The organism is Micromonospora mangrovicola (genome assembly GCF_047200535.1).
GTDB lineage: Bacteria > Actinomycetota > Actinomycetes > Mycobacteriales > Micromonosporaceae > Micromonospora.
The window spans coordinates 38598-59409 of record NZ_JBJZOG010000021.1; the positions used below are offsets into that span (position 1 = coordinate 38598).

The following is a 20812-nucleotide window of genomic DNA, read 5'->3' on the forward strand; positions in this document are numbered from 1 at the left end:
GGGGCACGGGCGGTTACGCTCGCCGGGATGCCGAGTGACGCCGCCTCCGACCAGTCCGCCGCCGACGGCTACCTCCAGCGCGCCCAACTCCTCGCCGAGCTGGGCCGGTACGACGAGGCCGTCGGGGAACTCACCGCGCTGATCGCCACCGACCCGAACAATCCCGAGGCGTTGACCATGCTGGCCAGGATGCACCTCGCCGCGGACCGGTCCGTCGAAGCGCTCGCCGCCGCGGAGGCGGCCGTGGCGGCCGCGCCGACCGCCGTGGCGCCGCTGGTGGCGCGCGGGTTCGCCCTGTCGGACCTGCAGCGGTGGAAGGCCGCCGCGAGCACCGCGGACGAGATCCTGGCGCTCGGGCCGACCGACGCGTACGCCCAGCGCAGCGCCGCCGCGATCCTGTCCGGCTCGCGCAACGGGCAGCAGGCGCTCAACGCGGCCTGGCGGGGTGTCGAGCTGGCGCCGGAGGACCCGCAGGCGCACCTGGTGCTCGGCCTGGTCTCCGCCCGGCTGGAGCTGTACGACCTGGCCGAGCGGGCCTACCGGGAGGCGCTGCGGCTGAACCCGCAGCTGGCCGAGGCGCGGCACGACATGGGCGTGATCCGGCTGGAGCAGCGGCGCTACTCGGAGGCCCTGGACCACCTGACCGAGGCGGCGGCGATGGATCCGGCGCGCAGCGACGCGGGCCGGACCATCTCCGACGGGATCCGGCGGCTGGTCATCTACGGTGCCGGCTGGTCGCTGGTCGCCGCGGTGCTGGTCGCCTTCCTGGCGCCGGCCGCGCCGGCCCTGTCCCGGGCCGTCGCGGTGGTGGCGGCGCTCGGCGGGTCACTGCTGGTCTGGCGGTACGCGGCCCGGATGCCGGGGCTGCTCGGCACGATTCTGCCCGGGCTGCTCCGCGCCGATCGCGGCCTGGCCCTGGCGGTGTACGCGGTGGCCGCCGCCCCGGTGCTGCTGGTCCTCTACGCGCTGGTCGGCGGGCCGTGGCCGCTGGTGGCTTCGATCACGGTGGCGATGCTCGCCGAGTTCGCGGTGCTCGCCCGCCGCTGAGGTTATTCCCGCTCGGCGGGGTGACCCTGGCTACGTGTTGGTGGGGCCGGCTGTGGGGTAGCAGTGGTGGGAGCGAAGGCTTTCCCCGGCCGGTGCGGCCGCCCGTCGGCGGCGGCTGGCGAACCGGCCCCATCGACGTCTGCAGGAAGCGGAGAATCGTGCTCACCGTCAACGCCTACGCGGCGACGTCCGCGACCGAACCACTCGCCCCGACGACCATCGAGCGACGTGACCTCGATCCGCACGACGTGCTCATCGACATCAAGTTCTCGGGCATCTGCCACTCCGACATCCACACCGCGCGCAGCGAGTGGGGTCCCACCACCTACCCGATCGTGGTCGGTCACGAGATCGCCGGCGTGGTGCGGGAGGTCGGGTCGGCGGTGACGAAGTTCGCCGTCGGCGACCGGGTCGGGGTCGGCTGCATGGTCGACTCCTGCCGGGAGTGCGACAACTGCCGCAAGGGTCTGGAGCAGTACTGCCGTAACGGCAACGTCCAGACCTACGGCGGGGTCGGCCGGGACGGCAAGCCCACCCAGGGCGGCTACGCGCAGGCCATCGTGGTGACCGAGGACTTCGTGCTGCGCATTCCGGACGGCATCGAGCTGGACGCCGCCACGCCGCTGCTCTGCGCGGGCATCACCACCTACTCGCCGCTGCGGCACTGGAAGGCGGGCCCGGGCACCAGGGTGGCCGTCGTCGGCATGGGCGGTCTCGGCCACATGGCGGTCAAGCTGGCCCATGCGATGGGGGCCGAGGTGACCGTCCTGTCGCAGTCGCTGAAGAAGCAGGAGGACGGGCTGCGGCTCGGCGCGGACCAATACCACGCCACCTCCGACGCGGAGACCTTCACCAAGCTGGCCGGCTCGTTCGACCTGATCATCAACACGGTCAGCGCGAAGATCGACCTCGACGCGTACCTGCGGCTGCTGGCCGTGGACGGCACGCTGGTCAACGTGGGCGCGCCGGAGGACCCGCTGTCCGTGCACGCCTTCTCGCTGATCCCGGCCCGGCGGTCGTTCGCCGGCTCGATGATCGGTGGCATCGCCGAGACGCAGGAGATGCTCGACTTCTGCGCCGAGCACGGGCTGGGCGCCGAGATCGAGGTCATCCCCGCCGAGAAGATCAACGAGGCGTACGAGCGGGTGCTCGCCTCGGACGTGCGCTACCGCTTCGTCATCGACGCCTCGACGTTCTGAGCCGACGGGAAGGGGCCGCGTCCGATCGGGCGCGGCCCCTTCGCGTACGTCAGGCGCGGCGCGCCCAGGTCCAGGCGTACCCGTCGTCCTCGCAGGCGTTCCCGGCGTCGCACAGGTCCAGCGGGCGGAAGGTGTCCACCATGACCGCCAGCTCGTCGAAGAAGTCCACCCCGATCGAGCGCTCGGCCGCCCCGGGCTGGGGGCCGTGGGTGAAGCCGGACGGGTGCAGCGAGATCGAGCCCTGCTCGATGCCGGAGCCGCGCCGGGCCTCGTAGTTGCCGCCGGTGTAGAAGAGCATCTCGTCGGAGTCGACGTTGTGGTGGTTGTACGGCACCGGAATGGCGTCCGGGTGGTAGTCCACCTTGCGCGGCACGAACGAGCAGATCACGAAGTTCGGCCCCTGGAAGGTCTGGTGCACCGGCGGCGGCTGGTGGATCCGCCCGGTGATCGGCTCGAAGTCGTGGATGGAGAAGGCCCACGGGTACATGTGCCCGTCCCAGCCGACCACGTCGAACGGGTGGTGGGCGTAGGTGTAGCGGGTCCAGCCGCGGCGGTGCCGGACCAGCACCTCGACGTCCTCGCCGTCGACCAGCAGCGGCGTGTCCGGTCCCCGGACGTCCCGCTCGCAGTACGGCGAGTGTTCCAGGAACTGCCCGCGTACCGAGAGGTAGCGCTTGGGCGGCCCGATGTGCCCGGCCGCCTCGACGGCGAGCAGCCGGGTCGGCTCGTCGCCGGTCGGGACCAGGCGGTGGATGGTCGAGGTGGGGATGACGACGTAGTCGCCGGCCACCGCGTCCAGCACGCCGAACGGTGACTCGACGCGCAGCGAGCCGGACTCCAGGTAGAGGCAGTGGTCCCCGGTGGCGTCCCGGAACAGCGGGGACGGCCGGTCGGCCAGCACGTACGCGATCCGGACGTCGTCGTTGGCGAGCAGGTACTGCCGGCCGAGCACCGGGTCCGCGCCGGTCCCGTCGAGCTTGTGGGTGCGCAGGTGGCGCGGCTTCAGCGGCAGGTTCGGCACGCGGGTGAACGCGGGTGGGGTGAACTCCTCAGCGGCCACGATCGCGGTCGGCGCGTGCCGGTGGTAGAGCAGGGACGAGTCGGAGGAGAAGCCCTCCTGACCGACCAGCTCCTCCGCGTAGAGGCTGCCGTCGGGTTGCCGGAACTGGGTGTGGCGCTTGCGGGGCACCTCGCCGACCCTGCGGTAGTACGGCATTTCGCCTCCCGATATGTCCCGTTCTCCGGCCGATGACGTCCGGTAATCGGACGCTGTTGTCCGTTCCTCGTAGCGTCCCGTAGATTCTTGTCTCGTGTCAACGCAGGTGACCCGTCTCTTCGCCGGCCTGGTCGACGATGCGGCGGTCTTCCCGCCCGGCAGCGCGTCGCTGCCGGACGCGGTGGCCGCCCACCGTCGGCACCGTGCCGCCTGGTACGCCGACCTGGTCGGCCCGCTGCTGCTGCCCGCCTCCGCGATCGCGGCCGGCGAGCTGAGCGGCCTGGTCGATCCGGCCGAGGGCTTCGTCATCGGGCTGATCGGCGACACCGGCATCGAACGGCTGCCCTTCGCCCTGTCGTTGCTGCCGCCCGACGGCGTGACCGCCCGGCAGGTCGAGGTGCCGGTTGCCAAGCGCGGCGAGGATCCGCAGGCCGGTCTGGCCGAGCTGGTCAAGCTCGCCGAGAGGTGGGCCGGCACCACGGTCTACGCGGAGATCCCGCTGACCTTCGGCCTGATGGGCGCGCTGGACGCCGTCGCCGCGGCGCGGGCCGGCGGCCTGCCGGTCGCCGCCAAGTTCCGCACCGGCGGGCTGGCCGCCGAACTCTTCCCGACCCCGATCGAGCTGGCCGCGGTGATCTGCGCCTGCCGGGACCGGGAGCTGCCGTTCAAGCTGACCGCCGGGCTGCACCACGCGATCCGGCACCGCGACCCGGAGACCGGCTTCACCCACCACGGGTACGTGAACGTGCTCGCCGCGACCCTCGCCGCCACCGAGGGTGCCGAGGTGGACGCCGTCTCCGAACTGCTCGCCGCGACCGACCCGGTGCGGGTGGTCGAGCAGGTACGGGCGCACCGGGACGACGAGCGCCCGCTCTGGGTGGGCTACGGCTCGTGCAGCATTGAGGAACCACTGACCGACCTGATCCGGCTGGGGCTGGTGAACGGGGGCTTCGAGGGAGTGAGCGAGTGAGCTGGGTGACGGGTGCCGACGGTTCCCCGTACGGGGTGACCAACCTGCCGTACGGGGTGTTCCGGCCGGGCGATCGCGAACCGCGGATCGGCGTACGCATCGGCGACTTCGTGCTGGACCTGGCCGGCGCGGAGGACGCCGGCCTGGTGCTGGCCGCCGGGGCGCTGGGCCGGCCCACCCTGAACGCCTTCATGGCGCTCGGCCGTCCGCAGTGGACCGCCGTCCGGCAGCGGATCGTCGAGCTGCTCACCGACGAGACGCACCGGCCTGCGGTGGAGCCGCTGCTGGTGCCGCTGCGCGAGGTGGAGCTGCTGCTGCCGTTCGAGGTGGCCGACTACGTGGACTTCTACTCGTCCGAGCACCACGCGGCCAACGTCGGGCAGATCTTCCGCCCCGGTCAGCCGCCGCTGCTGCCGAACTGGAAGCACGTGCCGATCGGCTATCACGGCCGGGCCGGCACGGTGGTGGTCTCCGGCACCCCGGTGGTCCGCCCCACCGGCCAGCGGGCCACCGCGCAGGGCCCCACCACCGGCGCGTCCGTACGGCTGGACATCGAGGCCGAGGTCGGCTTCGTGGTCGGCGTGCCGAGCCGGCTCGGCGACCGGGTCGCGGTCGAGGACTTCGCCGACCACGTGTTCGGCGTGGTGCTGGTCAACGACTGGTCCGCCCGGGACATCCAGGCCTGGGAGTACCAGCCCCTCGGCCCGTTCCTGGGCAAGTCCTTCGCCACCTCCGTCTCGGCCTGGATCACCCCGCTGGACGCGCTGGCCGACGCCTTCGTGCCGGCCCCGGACCAGGACCCGCCGGTGCAGGACTACCTGCGTGACACCCCGCGGCTGGGGCTGGACCTCGCCCTGTCGGTGGAGTGGAACGGCGAGCGGGTGGCCGAACCGCCCTTCGCCACCATGTACTGGACGCCGGCCCAGCAGCTCGCCCACCTCACGGTCAACGGGGCGTCGCTGCGTACCGGCGACCTCTACGCCTCCGGCACGGTCTCCGGTCCGGAGCGCGGTCAGGTGGGCTCGTTCCTGGAGCTGACCTGGGGCGGATCCGAAGCGGTGAAGTTCGCCGACGGGGGCACCCGGACCTTCCTGGAGGACGGCGACACGGTCACCGTCAGCGCCACCGCTCCCGGCCCGGACGGCACCACGATCGCCCTCGGCGAGGTCACCGGGACGATCCTCCCGGCTCGCTGACGCCGCCCTCCCGCCTTTCCGTGCCCGGTCGCACCCACTGTGCGACCGGGCACGTCGTCATCCCCGTTGATCGTCGCGGATTCCGCACGCCCGTCGGGCGTGCCCGAGCAGGAGGAGACGAGGATGACCGACCTGGCCGGTGCCGTCTGGCGCACCAGTAGCCGCTCCAACGATCAGGGCCTCTGCGTCGAGGTGGCGACGAATGTCGCCGCGCAGGGCGTGGTGGGGGTACGCGACTCGAAGGACCTGACCGGCCCGGCGCTCGCGGTCAGTCCACCGGGATGGACGGCGTTCGTCGCCGCGATCCGTGCCGGCGCCCTCCGGAGCTGACCCCGACGCCCCCTGACCCCGGTGCCCCGACGGGGGCACCGGCGGTGGAAATGTCACCGCAACCCTCCCCGTTTCCCGTTCACGCCCCGTACCGTGGACGACACGGGAGGTGCCATGTCGACGGTGACGGTTACTGCATTCATCGAAGCGCAGGACGTCGACGTGTGGCGGCTCCTCGCCGACCTTCCCGCGCGGGCCGCCTGGCTCTCCGCCGTCGGCGCGGTCGACGTGCTCACCCCCGGGCCCTTCGGCCCCGGCACCGCGTGGTGCGAGACCCGGGTCCGACCGGACGGCACCGCGGAGCCGGAGGAGTTCGTGGTGGTCGAGGCGGTCGCCCCGACCCGGCTCGTGCTCAGCTCGCGGGGCGCGGGAGCGGACTACCGGGTCACCTGGCGACTGCGTCCGGTCGAACGCCGCCGCCGCGGCTGCACCGAGGTCACCGTCGAGCAGCAGGCCGAGCCGACCGCCGTGTACGGCCGGATGCTGGCCCTGATCTTCGGCGGGCTGGCCGCTCGGGCGGTCGAGGGCGCCCTCCGGCGCGATCTCACCGACCTGGCCCGGGCGGTCGCGCCCACCCGCTCCGCCGAGGCGGCCTGAGCCGGCCCGTTTCCGCCGACCGGAGCACGCAGGGCGCTGCGCCGGCGCGTCTGGCGCCGCGCTGCGACCTTGGCTCGCCTCCGGCAACTCCAGCTCGGCGCGTCTGGCGCCGCGCTGCGAGCTGGAGTTGCCGGTCGGTAGGGTGCCGGGCGGAGGTGCGGCATGGGGAAGCCCTCGGGGCGGCGGCGGATCGTGGTGGCGCTCGCGGCGATGCTGGCCGTCGGGGCGGCGACCGCCGTGGTGTACCGGGTGCTCGCGCCGGCCGAGGTCAGCACGGTTGCCCGCGGCTCGTACCCGGCGGCGCCGAACCCGGGTCCCGGGGTGATCGGCCGGCTGCCGGTGGCCTCGCTGGTCGTCGACGGCCGGCTCCGTGTCTACGCCGGTGCCCGTCAGGTGTACGCCGACCAGCCGGTCGACCGGCGGTACCGGGTGACCCCGTACTGGGCGTACCGGCGTTGGCCGGCCCGGCTCGACGGCGTGCTCGCCGACGGCACCACCGTGGTCACCCGCTGGTCGGACGGGAAGCTGGTGGCGCTCGACGCGCGTACCGGCCGGGTGGCCTGGCGGACCGACGGGCCGGCGGCGGCGGAGCGGCCCGAGCCGCGCCGCACCTACGCCGCGACGGTCTGGGATCCGGCGGGCCTGTACGTCGCCCGCCCGGCCGCGGGCCGGGGCGTACTGGTCGCGGCCGGTGCCGGGCAGCTCGACGGGTACGACCTGACCGACGGCCGCCGGCTCTGGCGGGTCGACCAGGAGCGGGGCTGCGTCGGCGCGGCGGGCACCACCGCCACCGGTGAGGTGCTCGGGTTGGTCGCCTGCGCCGGGCCGGAGACGGTCGAGTTCCGGGACGCCGCGACCGGCGCGGTCCGCACCCGCTGGCGTCCCCCGAGCGCGCCGGACGAGCTGGTGGTGACCCCGGTCGGTTGCCGGGAGGGACGCTCCGGCTGCCGGGGGCTGCGCATCTCCGGCCGCGGCGACGGCAACGGCCGGGGCTGGCTGGTCGGCGCCGGTGCCCCGGTGGCCGCGCCCGCCCTCGACGGGACGGACACCGTACTCGACGGCGAGCGGGCCGTCGGTACCTCGGCGGGAGTGGTGACCGGCCGATCCGCCCGGGGCGGCGAGGAGCTGTGGCGGCGGGCCGACCTCGGGCCGGTCCGGATCATCGCGGCCGAGCCGGGCCGGGTGCACCTGCTGACCGAGCGGAACGACCTGGTCACTCTCGACCCGGCAACCGGCGCGGAGCGGTCTCGCTTCCCGCTGGAGATCGGCCAGGACGGGCTCGGCTGGCAGCCCGGCCGGGCGTACGCGACGGGCGGGTACCTGGCGGTGGAGCGGGCCCGCGAGCGGGCCACCGCGGACGACGACGACCAGGCGTACTTCCTGACCTCCGAGCCGGTGCTGCTCGCCGCCACCTAGGCCCGGGCGGCGGCGAGCAGCCGGAGCGGCTCAGACGAGCGCGGCCTCGGCGGCGGCCAGGAAGGCGTCGTTCTCGGCCGGGGTGCCGATGGTGACCCGCACCCCGTCGCCGGGGAACGGCCGGACGATGACGCCGCGCGCCTCGCACGCCTTGCCGAAGTCGACGGCCCGCTCGCCGAGCGGCAGCCAGACGAAGTTGGCCTGGCTGGACGGCACGTCCGGGATGAACTTGCGCAGCGCCTCGGTGACCCGCTCCCGCTCGGCGACGACCAGCGCGCACCGGCGCTCGACCTCGTCGGCCTGCGTCAACGCGGCGAGCGCGCCGGCCTGGGCGGCCATGCTGGTGGAGAAGGGGGTGACGACCTTGCGCACGGCGGCGGCCACGGTCGGCTCGGCGACCAGCCAGCCGATCCGCAGGCCGGCGAGCCCCCACGCCTTGCTCAGGGTGCGCAGCACCGCCACGTTCGGTCGGTCCAGGTAGCTGAGGCCGTCCGGCACCTCCGGGTCGGTGACGAACTCCCGGTACGCCTCGTCGATGACCACGAGCACGTCGTCCGGCACCGCGTCGAGGAAGCGGTCCAGCTCCGCCTTGCGGACGGCGGTACCGGTGGGGTTGTTCGGGTTGCAGACCAGGATCATCCGGGTCCGGTCGGTCACCGCCGCCGCCATCGAGGTCAGGTCGTGGCCGTGGCCGGCGTCGTTCGGCACCCGGACGCTGGTCGCACCGCTGGTCGCCGCGATGATCGGATACGCCTCGAACGACCGCCACGAGTAGAGCAGCTCGTCGCCGGGCAGGCAGGTGGCCCGCACGAGGTGCTCGGCCAGCGCGACCGAGCCGCAGCCGGTGGCGATCCGGTCGGCGTCCACGCCGTACCGCTCGGCGAGGGCCTGGCGCAGCGCCACCACACCCATGTCCGGGTAGCGGTGCGAGCCGGCGACCGCCTCGGTGACCGCCTCCACCACGCCGGGCAGCGGGCCGTAGGGCACCTCGTTGCTGGCCAGCTTGATCGCCTCGGGCAGGCCCAGCTCGCGGGCCAGGTCGGCGGGGCTGCGTCCCGGCACGTAGTTCGGCAGCGCGTCCAGGTCGGCGCGGGTCAGCCGCAGCGGAGGCTGGTGACGTCCGGTGTCGGTCATGGGGTGTCTCCCGGAGGGTTGGCGCGATCGCGCGGGGCGGTACGGGTGTCGGGCCTGGTACGGGGAAGCTGGACCACCACGGTCTGCGCGCGCTTGTCGTGCAGCGCCTGGCGCAGCGGCTGGTCGAAGAGCACCGAGACGGCGTCGACGAACTGGAGCAGCAGGCCGAAGCCGCAGCAGTACCAGAGCATGGTGGGCAGGCCGAGGGTGGTCCAGCGCCGGGTGGCCCGGCCGAAGCCGAGTGGTTGGTCGGCCTCGACCGGCAGCGCGCGGACGCCCACCACCCGCTTGCCGAAGGTCTGCCCGCGGGCCGCCATCGAGGGCACCTCGTAGGCGAACCAGAGCGCGGTGGCGATCAGCAGGATGACGATCTGGAGCAGGCCGGCCTGGTCGCCCGGCTGGGGCAGTCCCTCGGTGGAATTGTTTCCGGACAGCGCCCGGCGGAACGACTCCCGCAGGTACGGGGCGATCTCCTCGAAATACCGCCAGACGAACCAGCCGTTCACCGCGACGTTGAGCAGTAACACCATGCCGAAGTCGATCAGGCGGGCGACCAGCCGGGCGCCGTACGAGGCAAGCGGCAGCCCGTGCGGGTACGGCAGGGGAGGCCGGCCCGGCCAGGTCGGGTAGGGCGCGCCCGGTGGCGGCCCGGCCGGCTGACCCGGCCACTGTCCCGCTCCGCCCGGTAGCCCCGGATACGGCGCGGGACCCGGCTGGCCGGGGTGGACCCCGGTGTCCGGCCGACCCGGGTGTGCCCCGGGACCGACGGGCACCGGCTCGGCGGCGGGAGCCGGCTCGGGCGGCGGCGGGCCGTCGGGCGGGGTGGCGTCGACCGGGATCGGCGCGCCGATCCACCCCTCGCCGTCCCAGTACCGCCGGGTCTCGGGATCGGCGGGGTCGACGTACCAGCCGGGTTGCACGCTCACGGTTTCGTCCAGGTTCGCGGCTGCGGGGCTCGCAGGCCCGGCTCACTCCGCACGCTCACGGCGCCGTCCCAGTTTCGCGGCTGCGGGGCTCGCAGGTCCGGCTCACTCCTCACGCTCACGGTGCAACCTTAACGACCACAGTGCCGGCGAACTTGTCGTGCAGGCACTGCTGCCAGGGCTTGTCCCAGAGCTGCCAGAACCCGTCGGCGTAGCTGGCGAAGGGCACCAGCGTGCCGGCCACGAACTCCACCAGGTACCGCCTGCCGAGCACGCCCCGGGTCAGCGGCGCGGCCGGGTCGAGCGGCACGATGCGGAGCTTCATCGCCTTCTTGCCGAGCGTCTGCCCGGTCCGGCGGGCGTACTCGACGTGGTAGAGCCAGTAGAAGACGAGCATCACCAGCAGCAGCCCGGCCTCGGCGAGCAGCATCGGCAGGAAGAAGTCGCCCAACATGGTCGCCGGATCGGGCTGTGGCACGGTCCCGTCCGGGTTCACCGCCGTCATCTCGGTGAACATCCGGAGCCAGAGCCAGATGAAGACCGGGAAGAACAACACCATGGCCAGCACGGTCGCCACGGCGGTGTCGAGCAGCCAGGCCACCAGCCGGTCGCCGAAGCCGGCCAGGGGTTGCCCGTTCGGGGCCAGGGTGGGCGGCACGAACCCGGGGTGCGGGGCGTACCCAGGGGGCGGCGGCGGGTAGCTCGGCAGCCCGGCGTACGGCTCCGGGGTGCGCTGCGGGGGCGGCAGGTACGGCCCGGACGGGGGCGTGAAGCCGCCGCCCGCGGGCGAGGGCCCGGCGGGCGGCGGCGGAGTGTTCGGGGGAGGCTGGGTCACGCGGACAGTGTTACAGGTTGCCGCGCTTCTCCTGCTCCCGCTCGATCGCCTCGAACAGGGCCTTGAAGTTGCCCTTGCCGAAGCCGAGGGAGCCGTGCCGCTCGATCAGCTCGAAGAAGACGGTCGGGCGGTCCTGCACCGGCTTGGTGAAGATCTGCAGCAGGTAGCCGTCCTCGTCCCGGTCGACCAGGATCTTGCGGGCCTTCAGCTCCTCGATCGGCACCCGCACCTGGCCGATCCGGGCGCGCAGCTCCGGGTCGTCGTAGTAGGAGTCCGGGGTCTCGAGGAACTCGACGCCGGCCGCGCGCATGGCGTCGACGCTGGCCAGGATGTCGTTGGTGGCGACGGCGATGTGCTGCGCGCCGGGGCCCTGGTAGAACTCCAGGTACTCGTCGATCTGCGACTTCTTGCGGGCGACGGCTGGCTCGTTGAGCGGGAACTTCACCTTGCGGGTGCCGTTCGCGACCACCTTGCTCATCAGGGCGGAGTAGTCGGTGGCGATGTCGTCGCCGATGAACTCGGCCATGTTGCTGAAGCCCATGACCCGCTTGTAGAACTCGACCCATTCGTCCATCCGGCCCAGCTCCACGTTGCCGACCACGTGGTCGACGGCCTGGAAGAAGCGCTTCGGCTGGAGGCCGGCGTCGATCATCGGCTGCCGGTCCACGATCGGGCCGCGTGCCACGAAGCCGGGCAGGAACGGACCGGTGTAGCGGGACCGGTCGACCAGGGTGTGCCGGGTGTCGCCGTACGTGGCGATGGCGGCCAGCCGGACGGTGCCGTGCTCGTCGCTGACATCGTGCGGCTCGACCAGGCCGGTCGCGCCCTGCGCGGTGGCGTGCGCGTACGCGGCGTCCACGTCCGGCACCTCCAGCGCAATGTCCGAGACGCCGTCGCTGTGCTTCGCGACGTGCTCGGCGCCCTCGGCGTCCGGGCGGACCGCGCCGGTCAGCACGAACCGGGCCGAGCCGCTGGTCAGCACGTACTGGGCGTGGTCCCGGTAGCCCTGCTCCGGACCGCGGTACGCGACGCAGGTCATGCCGAACGCGGTGGAGTAGTAGTGGGCGGCCTGCTTGGCGTTGCCCACCAGGAAGTGCACGTGGTCGAGGCCCTTGACCGGGAACGGGTCCCGGGTGATGTCGTGGTCGACGGCGCCGACGAGGGCGTCGACGTCGACCTCCTCGGTCGACTCGGGTCGGTCGATCGCCTGGGTCATGGTGGCCTCCCTTGCGTACCGGCCGGCCTCGTGGGCCGCCGTTGGTTGCTTGTCTCGCGAGGATCGCTGCGTCGGTGGTGGTTGGGCAACCGTTCCCAATAATGCTGGTCAGGTTGTGCATTTGGTAAGGTGAGAACCCATGAGCGCTAGTCAGGATGTACAGCTCGACGAGCTGGATGCACGACTCCTCACGTTGCTCGCCGAGGAGCCGCGGATCGGGGTGCTGGAGTGCTCCCGCCGCCTCGGGGTGGCCCGGGGCACCGTCCAGGCCCGGCTCGACAAGCTGATCGAGCGGGGGGTGATCGGCGGCTTCGGCCCGGACATCTCGCCGGCCGCGATCGGCTTCGGGGTGACCAGCTTCGTGACCCTGGAGATCAGCCAGCGACACGGCCACGACCCGGTGACCGCCCACCTGGCGGCGATCCCGGAGGTGCTGGAGGCGCACACCATCACCGGCTCCAGCGACCTGCTCTGCCGCATCGTGGCCCGGTCGAACACCGACCTGCAGCGGGTGATCGACCAGATCGTGTCGTACGAAGGCATCCGCCGCGCCTCCACGATCATCGCGCTGGCCGAGCAGATCCCCTACCGCACCCTCCCGCTGGTCCGCTCGGCCGCCCGCGGCGGCGCATAACACGACCGCGGGCCGAGAAAGCGGCGCGACACGGCCGTCCGTGCGGTCGGCGCAGCGGTGATCGTCGCTACCGTGGGCGTTGTGAAGGGCCTTGGCGTACGTGGCTGGTTGCTGCTCGGGCTCATCACCGTGGTCATTCTCGCCGCGACCGGCGTGTGGAACCCCTTCCCGACGGTGTGGGACTGGGTCGACCGGAGCGAGCCGATCTCCCAGCCGGACGTGGTCTGGCAGCAGCGGGTCGGCGGCACGCCGAGGAGCGTCACCATCGCCGGCGACACCGTGATCGTCGAGCAGCGGACCCGGGTCGAGGCGCGCAGCCTGGCCACCGGCACCCAGCTCTGGGAGCGCAAGGCGGACTGGGCGGCGGTCGCGGGCGGCGACCGGAACCCGGTCGTCGCCGTGGGCAAGCTCCTGGTCAAGGGGTACGAGCTGCTCGACCCGGCCACCGGCGTGGTACGCCGCCGCGACGACCAGGCGGTCGCCGTCTGGACGTACCGGAACCTGCTCCTCGACGCCCACTGCACGGCGGCGACCGACTGCACGCTGAGCGCCTGGGAGCCGCGCGGGACCCGGCCGCTCTGGACCGCCTTCCTGCCCGGGGTGCACAGCGGGGTACTCGCCGACAACCCGGAGCTGCTCGGCAGCCGCCGGCTGGGCGCGCCGCGCATCGACGGCGGCGTCGCCGGGCCGGAGAGCGTCCCGCCGCTGCTCGGCTTCCCGGTGGACGGGCGGGTGCACGTGGTGGACACCGCGACCGGGCGGGTGCTGCAGAACGTCGAGCCCGGCCGGGAGGAGCGGCTCGCGGTGATCGGCGGCCGGCTGCTCCGGATCACCGCCAGCTCGCGCGACGGGACCTGCTACTTCACCATCTCCGCCGTCGACCCGGCCACCGGGCGGGAGGTGTGGCGGCGGCCCGGGCTCAACCTGCGCACCGCCGACTACGCCGGCTGCGTGCAGCGGGAGGACCCCCAGGGTGCCCGCAACGTGCTGATCGGGGTGGCCCCGGACGGCCGGGAGGCGGTGCTCGACGGGTACGACGGCCGGCTGCTCCAGGTCGGCGCGGACGGCGAGAAGCTGCTCGCCGTCGACGACCGGTACGCGCTGGTGCGCAGCGCCGACAAGCAGTCGATCCTCGGCCGGGAGCTCTCCGTCGACCGCACCCGCTGGACCCGGGCCGCCGGGGGGAAGAGCGGGGCCGCGCTCACCCCGTACGCGGCTTTGATCGCCGAGGACAAGCCGTCCCGGCTGATCGCGGTCGACCCCCGTACCGGTCGGGAGCTGGTGGTGCTGCGGACCTCGGCGAACGCGCTGGCGGTCGGCCCGCACGGCATGATCATCGGCGAGGGGCGGGAGATCGGGTACGTCCGCTGGGGCGCCGGCACCACCGTCGTGCCGCCGCCGGACGGCGGCGTCGCCCCCGGGCCGAACCCGGGCGGGACCTACGTGCCCCCCTCCGACCAGGGCAGTTGCGGGCCGAAGAACGAGCTCTGCTGACCGGCGCGGCGCGGCGGGTGAGAGCGGCGTCCCAGGAGGCACCCGGGGGTGCCACCGATCGACGCCTCTGCCCTAGGCTTTTCCGTCATGAGCAGTGCCGCCGCCTTCTCGTACGCCCCCTTGCTGCCGACCGCCCCCGACCAGACCGAGTACCGCCTGGTCACCGACGAGGGCGTCGACGTCGTCGACGGCCCGGGTGGCCGTCGGTTCCTCACCGTGGAGCCCTCCGCGCTGACCGCGCTGACCGCCGAGGCGATGCACGACATCGCCCACTTCCTGCGTCCGGCGCACCTGGCCCAGCTCCGGTCGATCATCGACGACCCGGCGGCGTCGCCGAACGACCGCTTCGTCGCGCTGGACCTGCTGCGCAACGCCAACATCGCCGCCGGCGGCGTGCTGCCGATGTGCCAGGACACCGGCACCGCGATCGTGATGGGCAAGCGCGGCCGGCACGTGCTCACCGACGGCAGCGACGCCGAGGCCATCTCGCGCGGCGTCTACCAGGCGTACACCCGGCTGAACCTGCGGTACTCGCAGCTCGCCCCGCTGACCATGTGGGAGGAGCGAAACACCGGCAGCAACCTCCCCGCCCAGGTGGAGCTCTACGCCGAGGACCCGGACGGGCACCCGGACGCGTACAAGTTCCTCTTCATGGCCAAGGGCGGTGGCTCGGCCAACAAGTCGTACCTCTACCAGGAGACCAAGGCGCTGCTGAACCCGACGCGGATGATGCAGTTCCTGGAGGAGAAGCTGCGCCTCATCGGCACCGCGGCCTGCCCGCCGTACCACCTGGCCATCGTCATCGGCGGCACCTCCGCCGAGTACGCGCTGAAGACCGCAAAGTACGCCTCCGCGAAGTACCTGGACACCCTGCCCACCTCCGGCTCGATGAGCGCCCACGGCTTCCGTGACCTGGAGCTGGAGGCCGAGGTGCTGGAGCTGACCCGCAACTTCGGCATCGGCGCGCAGTTCGGCGGGCGCTACTTCTGCCACGACGTGCGGGTGGTCCGGCTGCCGCGGCACGGCGCCTCCTGCCCGGTCGCCATCGCCGTCTCCTGCTCCGCGGACCGGCAGGCGGTCGCCAAGATCACCCCGTCGGGCGTCTGGCTGGAGCGCCTGGAGACCGACCCGGCGCGCTACCTGCCCGACGTCACCGACGCCCACCTGGACGCCTCCGAGGTGGTCCGGGTCGACCTCAACCGGCCGATGGACGAGATCCGCGCCGAGCTGTCGAAGTATCCGGTGAAGACCCGGCTCTCGCTGACCGGCCCCCTCGTGGTGGCCCGGGACATCGCGCACGCCAAGATCGCCGAGCGGCTGGACGCGGGTGAACCGATGCCGCAGTATCTCCGCGACCACGCCGTCTACTACGCCGGCCCGGCCAAGACCCCGGAGGGCTACGCGTCCGGCTCGTTCGGCCCGACCACCGCCGGCCGGATGGACGCGTACGTGGAGAAGTTCCAGGCGGCCGGCGGCTCGATGGTGATGCTGGCCAAGGGGAACCGTTCCGCCCAGGTCACCCGCTCCTGTCAGCAGCACGGCGGCTTCTACCTCGGCTCGATCGGCGGCCCGGCGGCCCGGCTCGCCCAGGACTGCATCAAGCACGTCGAGGTTCTCGAATACCCCGAGCTGGGCATGGAAGCGGTCTGGAAGATCGAGGTGGAGGACTTCCCCGCCTTCGTCGTCGTCGACGACAAGGGCAACGACTTCTTCGCCGAGGTCACCAAGCCGGTGCTCACCGTCGGCCGGCGCTGACGTCCGACGCACGCGGCAGGGGCGCCGGGGGGACCTGTCCCGGCGCCCCTTACTCGTAGCCGCCCGCTGGCCGTCGACATCGGTGCGCCCGCCCGGAGGCTCCCCGGCCGGGCGCACCGCCCCCGTCGGATGTCGTCACCGACAACCGGAACGAGTGTCGGGCCCATCGCTGTCGATCCGCTATCAGATTGCTATCGCCTGCGTGAGGCGATCCGTGACCTGGGGGCTACGCTCCTGGAAGTTGCGCAAAAGGCATGCGGGGGACAGATGCGGTTCGGGATCCTGGGGTCCCTTCGGGTCGGTGCGGGCGAGGCCACCGTCACCGCGGGGCGGGACCGGATCGTGCTCGCCATGCTGCTCCTGCGGGCCGGCCGCGTGGTCCCCGTCGAGGAACTGATCGACGCGGTCTGGGAGGAACGCCCCCCGGCAACCGCCCGGACCCAGCTCCAGATCTGCGTGTCGCGACTGCGGCGGCGGCTCGCCACGCTCGGGCTGTCCCCGGAGACCATCGTCCGGGACCCGGTCGGTTACGGCATCCGGATCGAGCCGAGCGACCTGGACGCCGAGGTCTTCGCCCGCGAGGTCGACGCCGGCCGGGCCGCGATCGCCGCCGGGCAGGCCACCGGGGCGCGTCGGCACTACCGCGCCGCCCTCGCGCTCTGGCGCGGGCCCGCGCTGAGTGGGATCGCCAGCCGGAGCGTCCGCCGCCGGGCGCAGGCACTCGACGAGCAGCGACTCGCCGTGCTGGAGGAGTGCGTCGACGTCGAGCTGCGGCTGGGGCAGGCGGCCGACCTGATCGAAGAGCTGGGCGAGGGCGTGGAACGCAACCCGTTGCGGGAGCGGCTGCGGGGTCAGCTCATGCTGGCCCTCTCCTCGGTCGGCCGGCAGGCCGACGCGCTCGCCGTCTACCGCGCGGGCCGCCGGATCTACGCCGAGGAGCTGGGCATCGAGCCCGGCGCGGCGTTGCAGGAGCTGCACCAGCGGGTGCTCGCCGGCGACGTGACGGCCACCGAGCCGGAGCGACCCCGGCTTGTCGTACCGGTCCGGTCGCTGCCGCGGGCGATCAGCGACTTCACCGGGCGGCAGCAGACGGTGGCGCGGCTGGTGAAGGAGATCGCCGAGGACCGGGCCCGGGTCCACCTCATCGACGGGATGGCGGGCAGCGGCAAGACCACCCTCGCCGTGCACGTGGCGACCGCCCTCGCCGACCGGTTCCCGGACGCTCAGCTCTTCATCGACCTGCACGGGCACAGCGAGCGGGAACCGCTGACCCCGGCAGCGGCGGTGGCCACGCTGCTCCGCCAGCTCGGCACGCCGGTGGAGCGGATCCCGCTCGACCTCGACGACCGACTGGCGGTGTGGCGTACCGAGCTGGCGAACCGGCGCGCCCTGGTGGTGCTCGACAACGCCGCCGGTACCGCGCAGGTGATGCCGCTGCTGCCCAACGGACCGGACAACCTCGTCCTGATCACCAGTCGTCGCCGCCTGGTCGGGCTCGACGACGGGCGGCCGTCCTCGCTGCCCGTGCTGGACCCGGACGAGGCCGTCGAGCTGCTCGCCCGGGTGGCCGGCCCGGACCGGGTGGCCGCGGAGCCGGAAGCCGCGGCGGAGGTGGTCCGCCGGTGCGGTCACCTGCCGCTGGCGATCCGGTTGGCCGGCGCCCGGCTGGCACACCGGCCGAGCTGGCGGATCGCCGGTCTGGCCGAGCGGCTGACCGCTCGGTCGGACGCGCTGGGCGAGCTCGCGGCCGGCGAGCGCTCAGTCGGTCAGGCCTTCGCACTGTCGTACGCCCAGGTGTCGCCCTCGGCGCAGCGGCTGTTCCGGCTGCTCGGGCTGCATCCCGGGGGCCGGTTCGACAACGCGGTGGCCGCCGCGCTGATCGAGCTGCCGCTGCGCGAGGCGCAGGATCTGCTCGACGAGTTGGTGGATGCGCACGTGGTCGAGGAGGTGGAACCGGGCCGGTACCGGCTGCACGACCTGCTGCACGAATACGCCCGCAGGCTGGTCGACGAGCCCGAACGATCCGCGGAACGGCACCGGGCCGTCGAGGGGCTGCTCGACCACTTTGTGCACGTGGCGACCTCGATCGCCCGGTCCGTCGAGCCGGACGCCAGCCGCCGCAGCCTGTTCCGCCCGACCGCGCCGACACGGCCCGACCTGTTACTGGCCAGCGCGAGTCAGGGGCGTACCTGGTTCGACGAGAACCGCGCCGCGCTCGTCGCGCTGGTCCGTCTTGCCGAGGCCGAAGGCTTTCCTCAACAGTGCTGGCAGCTGGCCCGGGCGACCTGGTGGCCGAACTTCGACGGCGGGCATCTCGACGAGCTGACCGAGACGCACACCATCGCCCTGCGCGCCGCCGAAAGCCGGGGCGACGACGTGGCTGCCGCCGTCACCATGAATTACCTCGCCTCGGCGCACTTCCGACTGGCGCGATTCGCCGAAGCGACCCGTCTCATGGAGGCCGTCGCCGATCGTCACCGCCGGCTCGGTCTCCGTCCCGCGCGGACACGGACCCTGTGCAACCTGGCCGTCGCCTATGCCGGCGCTGACGAGTACCGGCGCGCCGAGGAGTGTGTCAAGACCGCGATGCGGTTGGCCAGGCCCGTGGACGAGCCCGAGGTCGTCGCACCCGACCTGCTCAACAACCTCTCGATCGCCCTGCTCAGCCTGGGTCGATACGACGAGGCCCTGCGGGCCGCCCGGACCCATCTCCTGTCGGCGCGAGAGCATCGCAACCTGAGACACGTGACGAACGCCTTCGGTCACCTGGGAATGATCCGTCACCGGATGGGGGACCGCGGGCCGGCGCGTCGGCTGTTGCGGGCGGCGCTCCAGCAGAAGCGCACGTCCGGCAACCGGTTCGGTGAGGGCGAGGTGCTCAACGAGATCGGGATGATGGAGCGCGAGGACGGCCGTCCGGAGCACGCGGCGGCCCTGCACCGCGCCGCGCTCACCGCGATGACCGACGCCGGGGACCGCATCGGGCAGTGCGCCGCGCGGAACCTGCTGGCGCGTGCGCTCCTCGACCAGGGGGACCTGCCGAGCGCACTCGACCTGCACCGCCGGGTGCTCGAGGACGCCACCCGGCTCGGGCTGCGTTACGAGCAGGCGCGGGCGCTCGACGGGCTGGCGCGTTGCCTGCGCGGCACCGACCCGCGTCAGGCCCGCACGTACGCCAGCCGGGCGCTGACCCTGTTCCGCCAGATCGAGTCCCCGGACCAGCGGGCGACCGAGGAGCTGATCGCCGGACTGGGCTGACCGATCATCTGCGCGCCGACGGCGGGCGCGGCAGGATGGTACGCGTGACGACTCCAGAGGAGACCGGCTACCGGATCGAACGCGACTCGATGGGTGAGGTGGAGGTGCCCGCCGAGGCGCTGTGGCGGGCGCAGACCCAGCGCGCTGTGCAGAACTTCCCGATCTCCGGGCGGGGTATCGAACCGGCCCAGATCAAGGCCCTGGCGCAGATCAAGGGTGCGGCCGCGCAGGTCAACGGCGAGCTGGGGGTGATCGGGGCGGACGTCGCCGAGGCGATCGCCACCGCCGCCGCGCACGTCGCCGCCGGCGGGTACGACGACCAGTTCCCGGTGGACGTGTTCCAGACCGGCTCCGGCACCTCGTCCAACATGAACACCAACGAGGTGATCGCCACCCTGGCCGGCCGCGAGCTAAGCCGTAGCGTCCATCCGAACGACGACGTCAACGCCTCACAGTCCAGCAACGACGTCTTCCCGTCCTCGATCCACCTGGCCGCCACGCAGTTCGTGGTGGAGGACCTGATCCCCTCGCTGAAGCACCTGGCCGGGGCGCTGGAGGAGAAGGCGGCCGAGTTCGAGACCGTGGTCAAGGCCGGGCGTACCCACCTGATGGACGCCACCCCGGTCACCCTTGGGCAGGAGTTCGGCGGGTACGCCGCCCAGGTCCGCTACGGCGTCGAGCGGCTGGAGGCGGTGCTGCCCCGGCTGGCCGAGCTGCCCCTGGGCGGCACGGCGGTGGGCACCGGCATCAACACCCCGTTCGGCTTCGCCGGCAAGGTGATCGAGAAGCTGCGTGGCTCGACCGGCCTGCCGCTGACCGAGGCGCGCAACCACTTCGAGGCGCAGGGCGCCCGCGACGCGCTGGTGGAGACCTCCGGCCAGCTTCGCACCATCGCGGTCGGCCTCTACAAGATGGCCAACGACATCCGCTGGATGGGCTCCGGCCCGCGCGCCGGCCTGCGGGAGCTGCGCATCCCCGATCTCCAGCCGGGCTCGTCGATCATGCCAGGCAAGGTGAACCCGGTGGTCGCCGAGGCGATGCGGCAGGTCTGCGCCCAGGTGATCGGCAACGACGCCGCAGTGGCGTTCGCCGGCACGCAGGGCGACTTCGAGCTGAACGTGATGCTCCCGGTGATGGGTCGCAACCTGCTGGAGTCGATCAAGTTGCTGGCCGCGTCGAGCCGGCTCTTCGCGGACCGCCTGGTGGTCGGCCTGGTCGCGGACGCCGAGGTCTGCCTGGCGTACGCGGAAGGGTCGCCGTCGATCGTCACCCCGCTCAACCGCCACCTCGGCTACGACGAGGCCGCCTCGATCGCCAAGGAGGCGCTGGCCAAGCAGGTCTCCATCCGCGAGGTGGTGATCTCGCGGGGGCACGTGGACTCCGGCAGGCTCGGCGAGACCCAACTCGACGAGGCGCTCGACCTGCTCCGGATGACCCACCCCTGACGCCCTCACCCGCCCCCGGCGTCCTCACCCGCCCCAGGGCCGCCCTGGCCTGCCCAGGCGCCCTGGCCCGCCCGGCTGGCCCTGGTCCGCCCCCCTTCCCCGGGCCGTGATCCACTCCGTTTGCGGCAATCTGCGGCTTTGGGGCTT

General features: G+C 73.0%; 17 protein-coding genes. 12 read left to right on the forward strand and 5 right to left on the reverse strand.

Annotated elements, in window-relative coordinates; all coding sequences use genetic code 11:
• The first annotated feature begins 27 nt into the window (after positions 1–27).
• Together ACL02O_RS11450 and ACL02O_RS11455 are read left to right on the forward strand one after the other, a co-directional pair.
• A complete protein-coding gene (locus tag ACL02O_RS11450; protein ID WP_412817991.1) occupies positions 28–1047 on the forward strand; it encodes a tetratricopeptide repeat protein in 1020 nt (339 codons plus the stop codon).
• 158 nt (positions 1048–1205) lie between these two features.
• On the forward strand, positions 1206–2246 hold the full coding sequence (locus ACL02O_RS11455; protein ID WP_412817992.1) for an NAD(P)-dependent alcohol dehydrogenase: 1041 nt from the start codon (positions 1206–1208) through the stop codon (positions 2244–2246).
• Between the two features lie 49 nt (positions 2247–2295).
• On the opposite strand, the gene ACL02O_RS11460 is transcribed toward ACL02O_RS11455, so the two are convergent.
• Positions 2296–3462 carry a homogentisate 1,2-dioxygenase gene (locus ACL02O_RS11460; protein ID WP_412817993.1) on the reverse strand — a complete coding sequence of 389 codons (1167 nt, stop codon included), beginning with the start codon at positions 3460–3462 and terminating at the stop codon, positions 2296–2298.
• 94 nt (positions 3463–3556) lie between these two features.
• Here ACL02O_RS11460 and ACL02O_RS11465 point away from each other — a divergent pair, with 94 nt between their 5' ends.
• The 5 genes from ACL02O_RS11465 to ACL02O_RS11485 all read left to right on the forward strand — a co-directional run bounded on the left by ACL02O_RS11465 (position 3557) and on the right by ACL02O_RS11485 (position 7971).
• On the forward strand, positions 3557–4432 hold the full coding sequence (locus ACL02O_RS11465) for a hypothetical protein (protein ID WP_412817994.1): 876 nt from the start codon (positions 3557–3559) through the stop codon (positions 4430–4432).
• Positions 4429–5628, forward strand: a complete 1200-nt coding sequence (fahA, locus tag ACL02O_RS11470; RefSeq protein ID WP_412817995.1) for a fumarylacetoacetase — start codon at positions 4429–4431, stop codon at positions 5626–5628. Before ACL02O_RS11465 ends, fahA begins: the two co-directional genes overlap by 4 nt.
• Positions 5629–5751: 123 nt before the next feature.
• Entirely contained in the window at positions 5752–5958 is a 207-nt protein-coding gene (locus ACL02O_RS11475) for a DUF397 domain-containing protein (protein ID WP_412817996.1), read from the forward strand.
• A 114-nt stretch (positions 5959–6072) separates the two neighbouring features.
• The gene (locus tag ACL02O_RS11480; RefSeq protein ID WP_412817997.1) at positions 6073–6555 is read left to right on the forward strand and encodes an SRPBCC family protein; all 483 of its coding nucleotides are present in this window, start codon (positions 6073–6075) and stop codon (positions 6553–6555) included.
• Positions 6556–6717: 162 nt separating this feature from the next.
• A complete protein-coding gene (locus tag ACL02O_RS11485; RefSeq protein WP_412817998.1) occupies positions 6718–7971 on the forward strand; it encodes an outer membrane protein assembly factor BamB family protein in 1254 nt (417 codons plus the stop codon).
• Between the two features lie 30 nt (positions 7972–8001).
• Here ACL02O_RS11485 and hisC read toward each other — a convergent pair whose 3' ends face one another.
• The 4 genes from hisC to hppD form a co-directional block, all read right to left on the reverse strand.
• Entirely contained in the window at positions 8002–9105 is a 1104-nt protein-coding gene (hisC, locus tag ACL02O_RS11490) for a histidinol-phosphate transaminase (protein WP_412817999.1), read from the reverse strand.
• On the reverse strand, positions 9102–10031 hold the full coding sequence (locus ACL02O_RS11495) for an RDD family protein (protein ID WP_412818000.1): 930 nt from the start codon (positions 10029–10031) through the stop codon (positions 9102–9104). Before ACL02O_RS11495 ends, hisC begins: the two co-directional genes overlap by 4 nt.
• Positions 10032–10146: 115 nt before the next feature.
• Positions 10147–10863, reverse strand: a complete 717-nt coding sequence (locus ACL02O_RS11500; protein WP_412818001.1) for an RDD family protein — start codon at positions 10861–10863, stop codon at positions 10147–10149.
• Between the two features lie 10 nt (positions 10864–10873).
• Complete coding sequence (gene hppD / locus ACL02O_RS11505; protein ID WP_412818002.1) at positions 10874–12079, reverse strand: 4-hydroxyphenylpyruvate dioxygenase; 1206 nt, start codon at positions 12077–12079, stop codon at positions 10874–10876.
• 139 nt (positions 12080–12218) lie between these two features.
• Here hppD and ACL02O_RS11510 point away from each other — a divergent pair, with 139 nt between their 5' ends.
• From ACL02O_RS11510 to ACL02O_RS11530, 5 genes are all read left to right on the forward strand, one after another.
• A complete protein-coding gene (locus ACL02O_RS11510; protein WP_412818003.1) occupies positions 12219–12713 on the forward strand; it encodes an Lrp/AsnC family transcriptional regulator in 495 nt (164 codons plus the stop codon).
• Between the two features lie 72 nt (positions 12714–12785).
• Positions 12786–14207 carry an outer membrane protein assembly factor BamB family protein gene (locus tag ACL02O_RS11515; RefSeq protein WP_412818004.1) on the forward strand — a complete coding sequence of 474 codons (1422 nt, stop codon included), beginning with the start codon at positions 12786–12788 and terminating at the stop codon, positions 14205–14207.
• Positions 14208–14294: 87 nt separating this feature from the next.
• Complete coding sequence (locus ACL02O_RS11520; protein ID WP_412818005.1) at positions 14295–15962, forward strand: fumarate hydratase; 1668 nt, start codon at positions 14295–14297, stop codon at positions 15960–15962.
• A 267-nt stretch (positions 15963–16229) separates the two neighbouring features.
• Positions 16230–19220 (forward strand): AfsR/SARP family transcriptional regulator, encoded by a 2991-nt coding sequence (locus ACL02O_RS11525; protein WP_412818006.1) that lies wholly within the window; start codon positions 16230–16232, stop codon positions 19218–19220.
• Positions 19221–19255: 35 nt separating this feature from the next.
• Entirely contained in the window at positions 19256–20665 is a 1410-nt protein-coding gene (locus ACL02O_RS11530) for a class II fumarate hydratase (RefSeq protein ID WP_412818007.1), read from the forward strand.
• Positions 20666–20812: the final 147 nt, after the last annotated feature.

Coding starts and splice junctions, on each gene's coding strand:
- ACL02O_RS11450 (WP_412817991.1), top strand. CDS start 28: ATGCCGAGTGACGCCGCCTCCGACCAGTCCGCCGCCGACGGCTACCTC.
- ACL02O_RS11460 (WP_412817993.1), bottom strand. CDS start 3,462: ATGCCGTACTACCGCAGGGTCGGCGAGGTGCCCCGCAAGCGCCACACC.
- ACL02O_RS11475 (WP_412817996.1), top strand. CDS start 5,752: ATGACCGACCTGGCCGGTGCCGTCTGGCGCACCAGTAGCCGCTCCAAC.
- ACL02O_RS11480 (WP_412817997.1), top strand. CDS start 6,073: ATGTCGACGGTGACGGTTACTGCATTCATCGAAGCGCAGGACGTCGAC.
- ACL02O_RS11485 (WP_412817998.1), top strand. CDS start 6,718: ATGGGGAAGCCCTCGGGGCGGCGGCGGATCGTGGTGGCGCTCGCGGCG.
- hisC (WP_412817999.1), bottom strand. CDS start 9,105: ATGACCGACACCGGACGTCACCAGCCTCCGCTGCGGCTGACCCGCGCC.
- hppD (WP_412818002.1), bottom strand. CDS start 12,079: ATGACCCAGGCGATCGACCGACCCGAGTCGACCGAGGAGGTCGACGTC.
- ACL02O_RS11510 (WP_412818003.1), top strand. CDS start 12,219: ATGAGCGCTAGTCAGGATGTACAGCTCGACGAGCTGGATGCACGACTC.
- ACL02O_RS11520 (WP_412818005.1), top strand. CDS start 14,295: ATGAGCAGTGCCGCCGCCTTCTCGTACGCCCCCTTGCTGCCGACCGCC.
- ACL02O_RS11525 (WP_412818006.1), top strand. CDS start 16,230: ATGCGGTTCGGGATCCTGGGGTCCCTTCGGGTCGGTGCGGGCGAGGCC.
- ACL02O_RS11530 (WP_412818007.1), top strand. CDS start 19,256: ATGGTACGCGTGACGACTCCAGAGGAGACCGGCTACCGGATCGAACGC.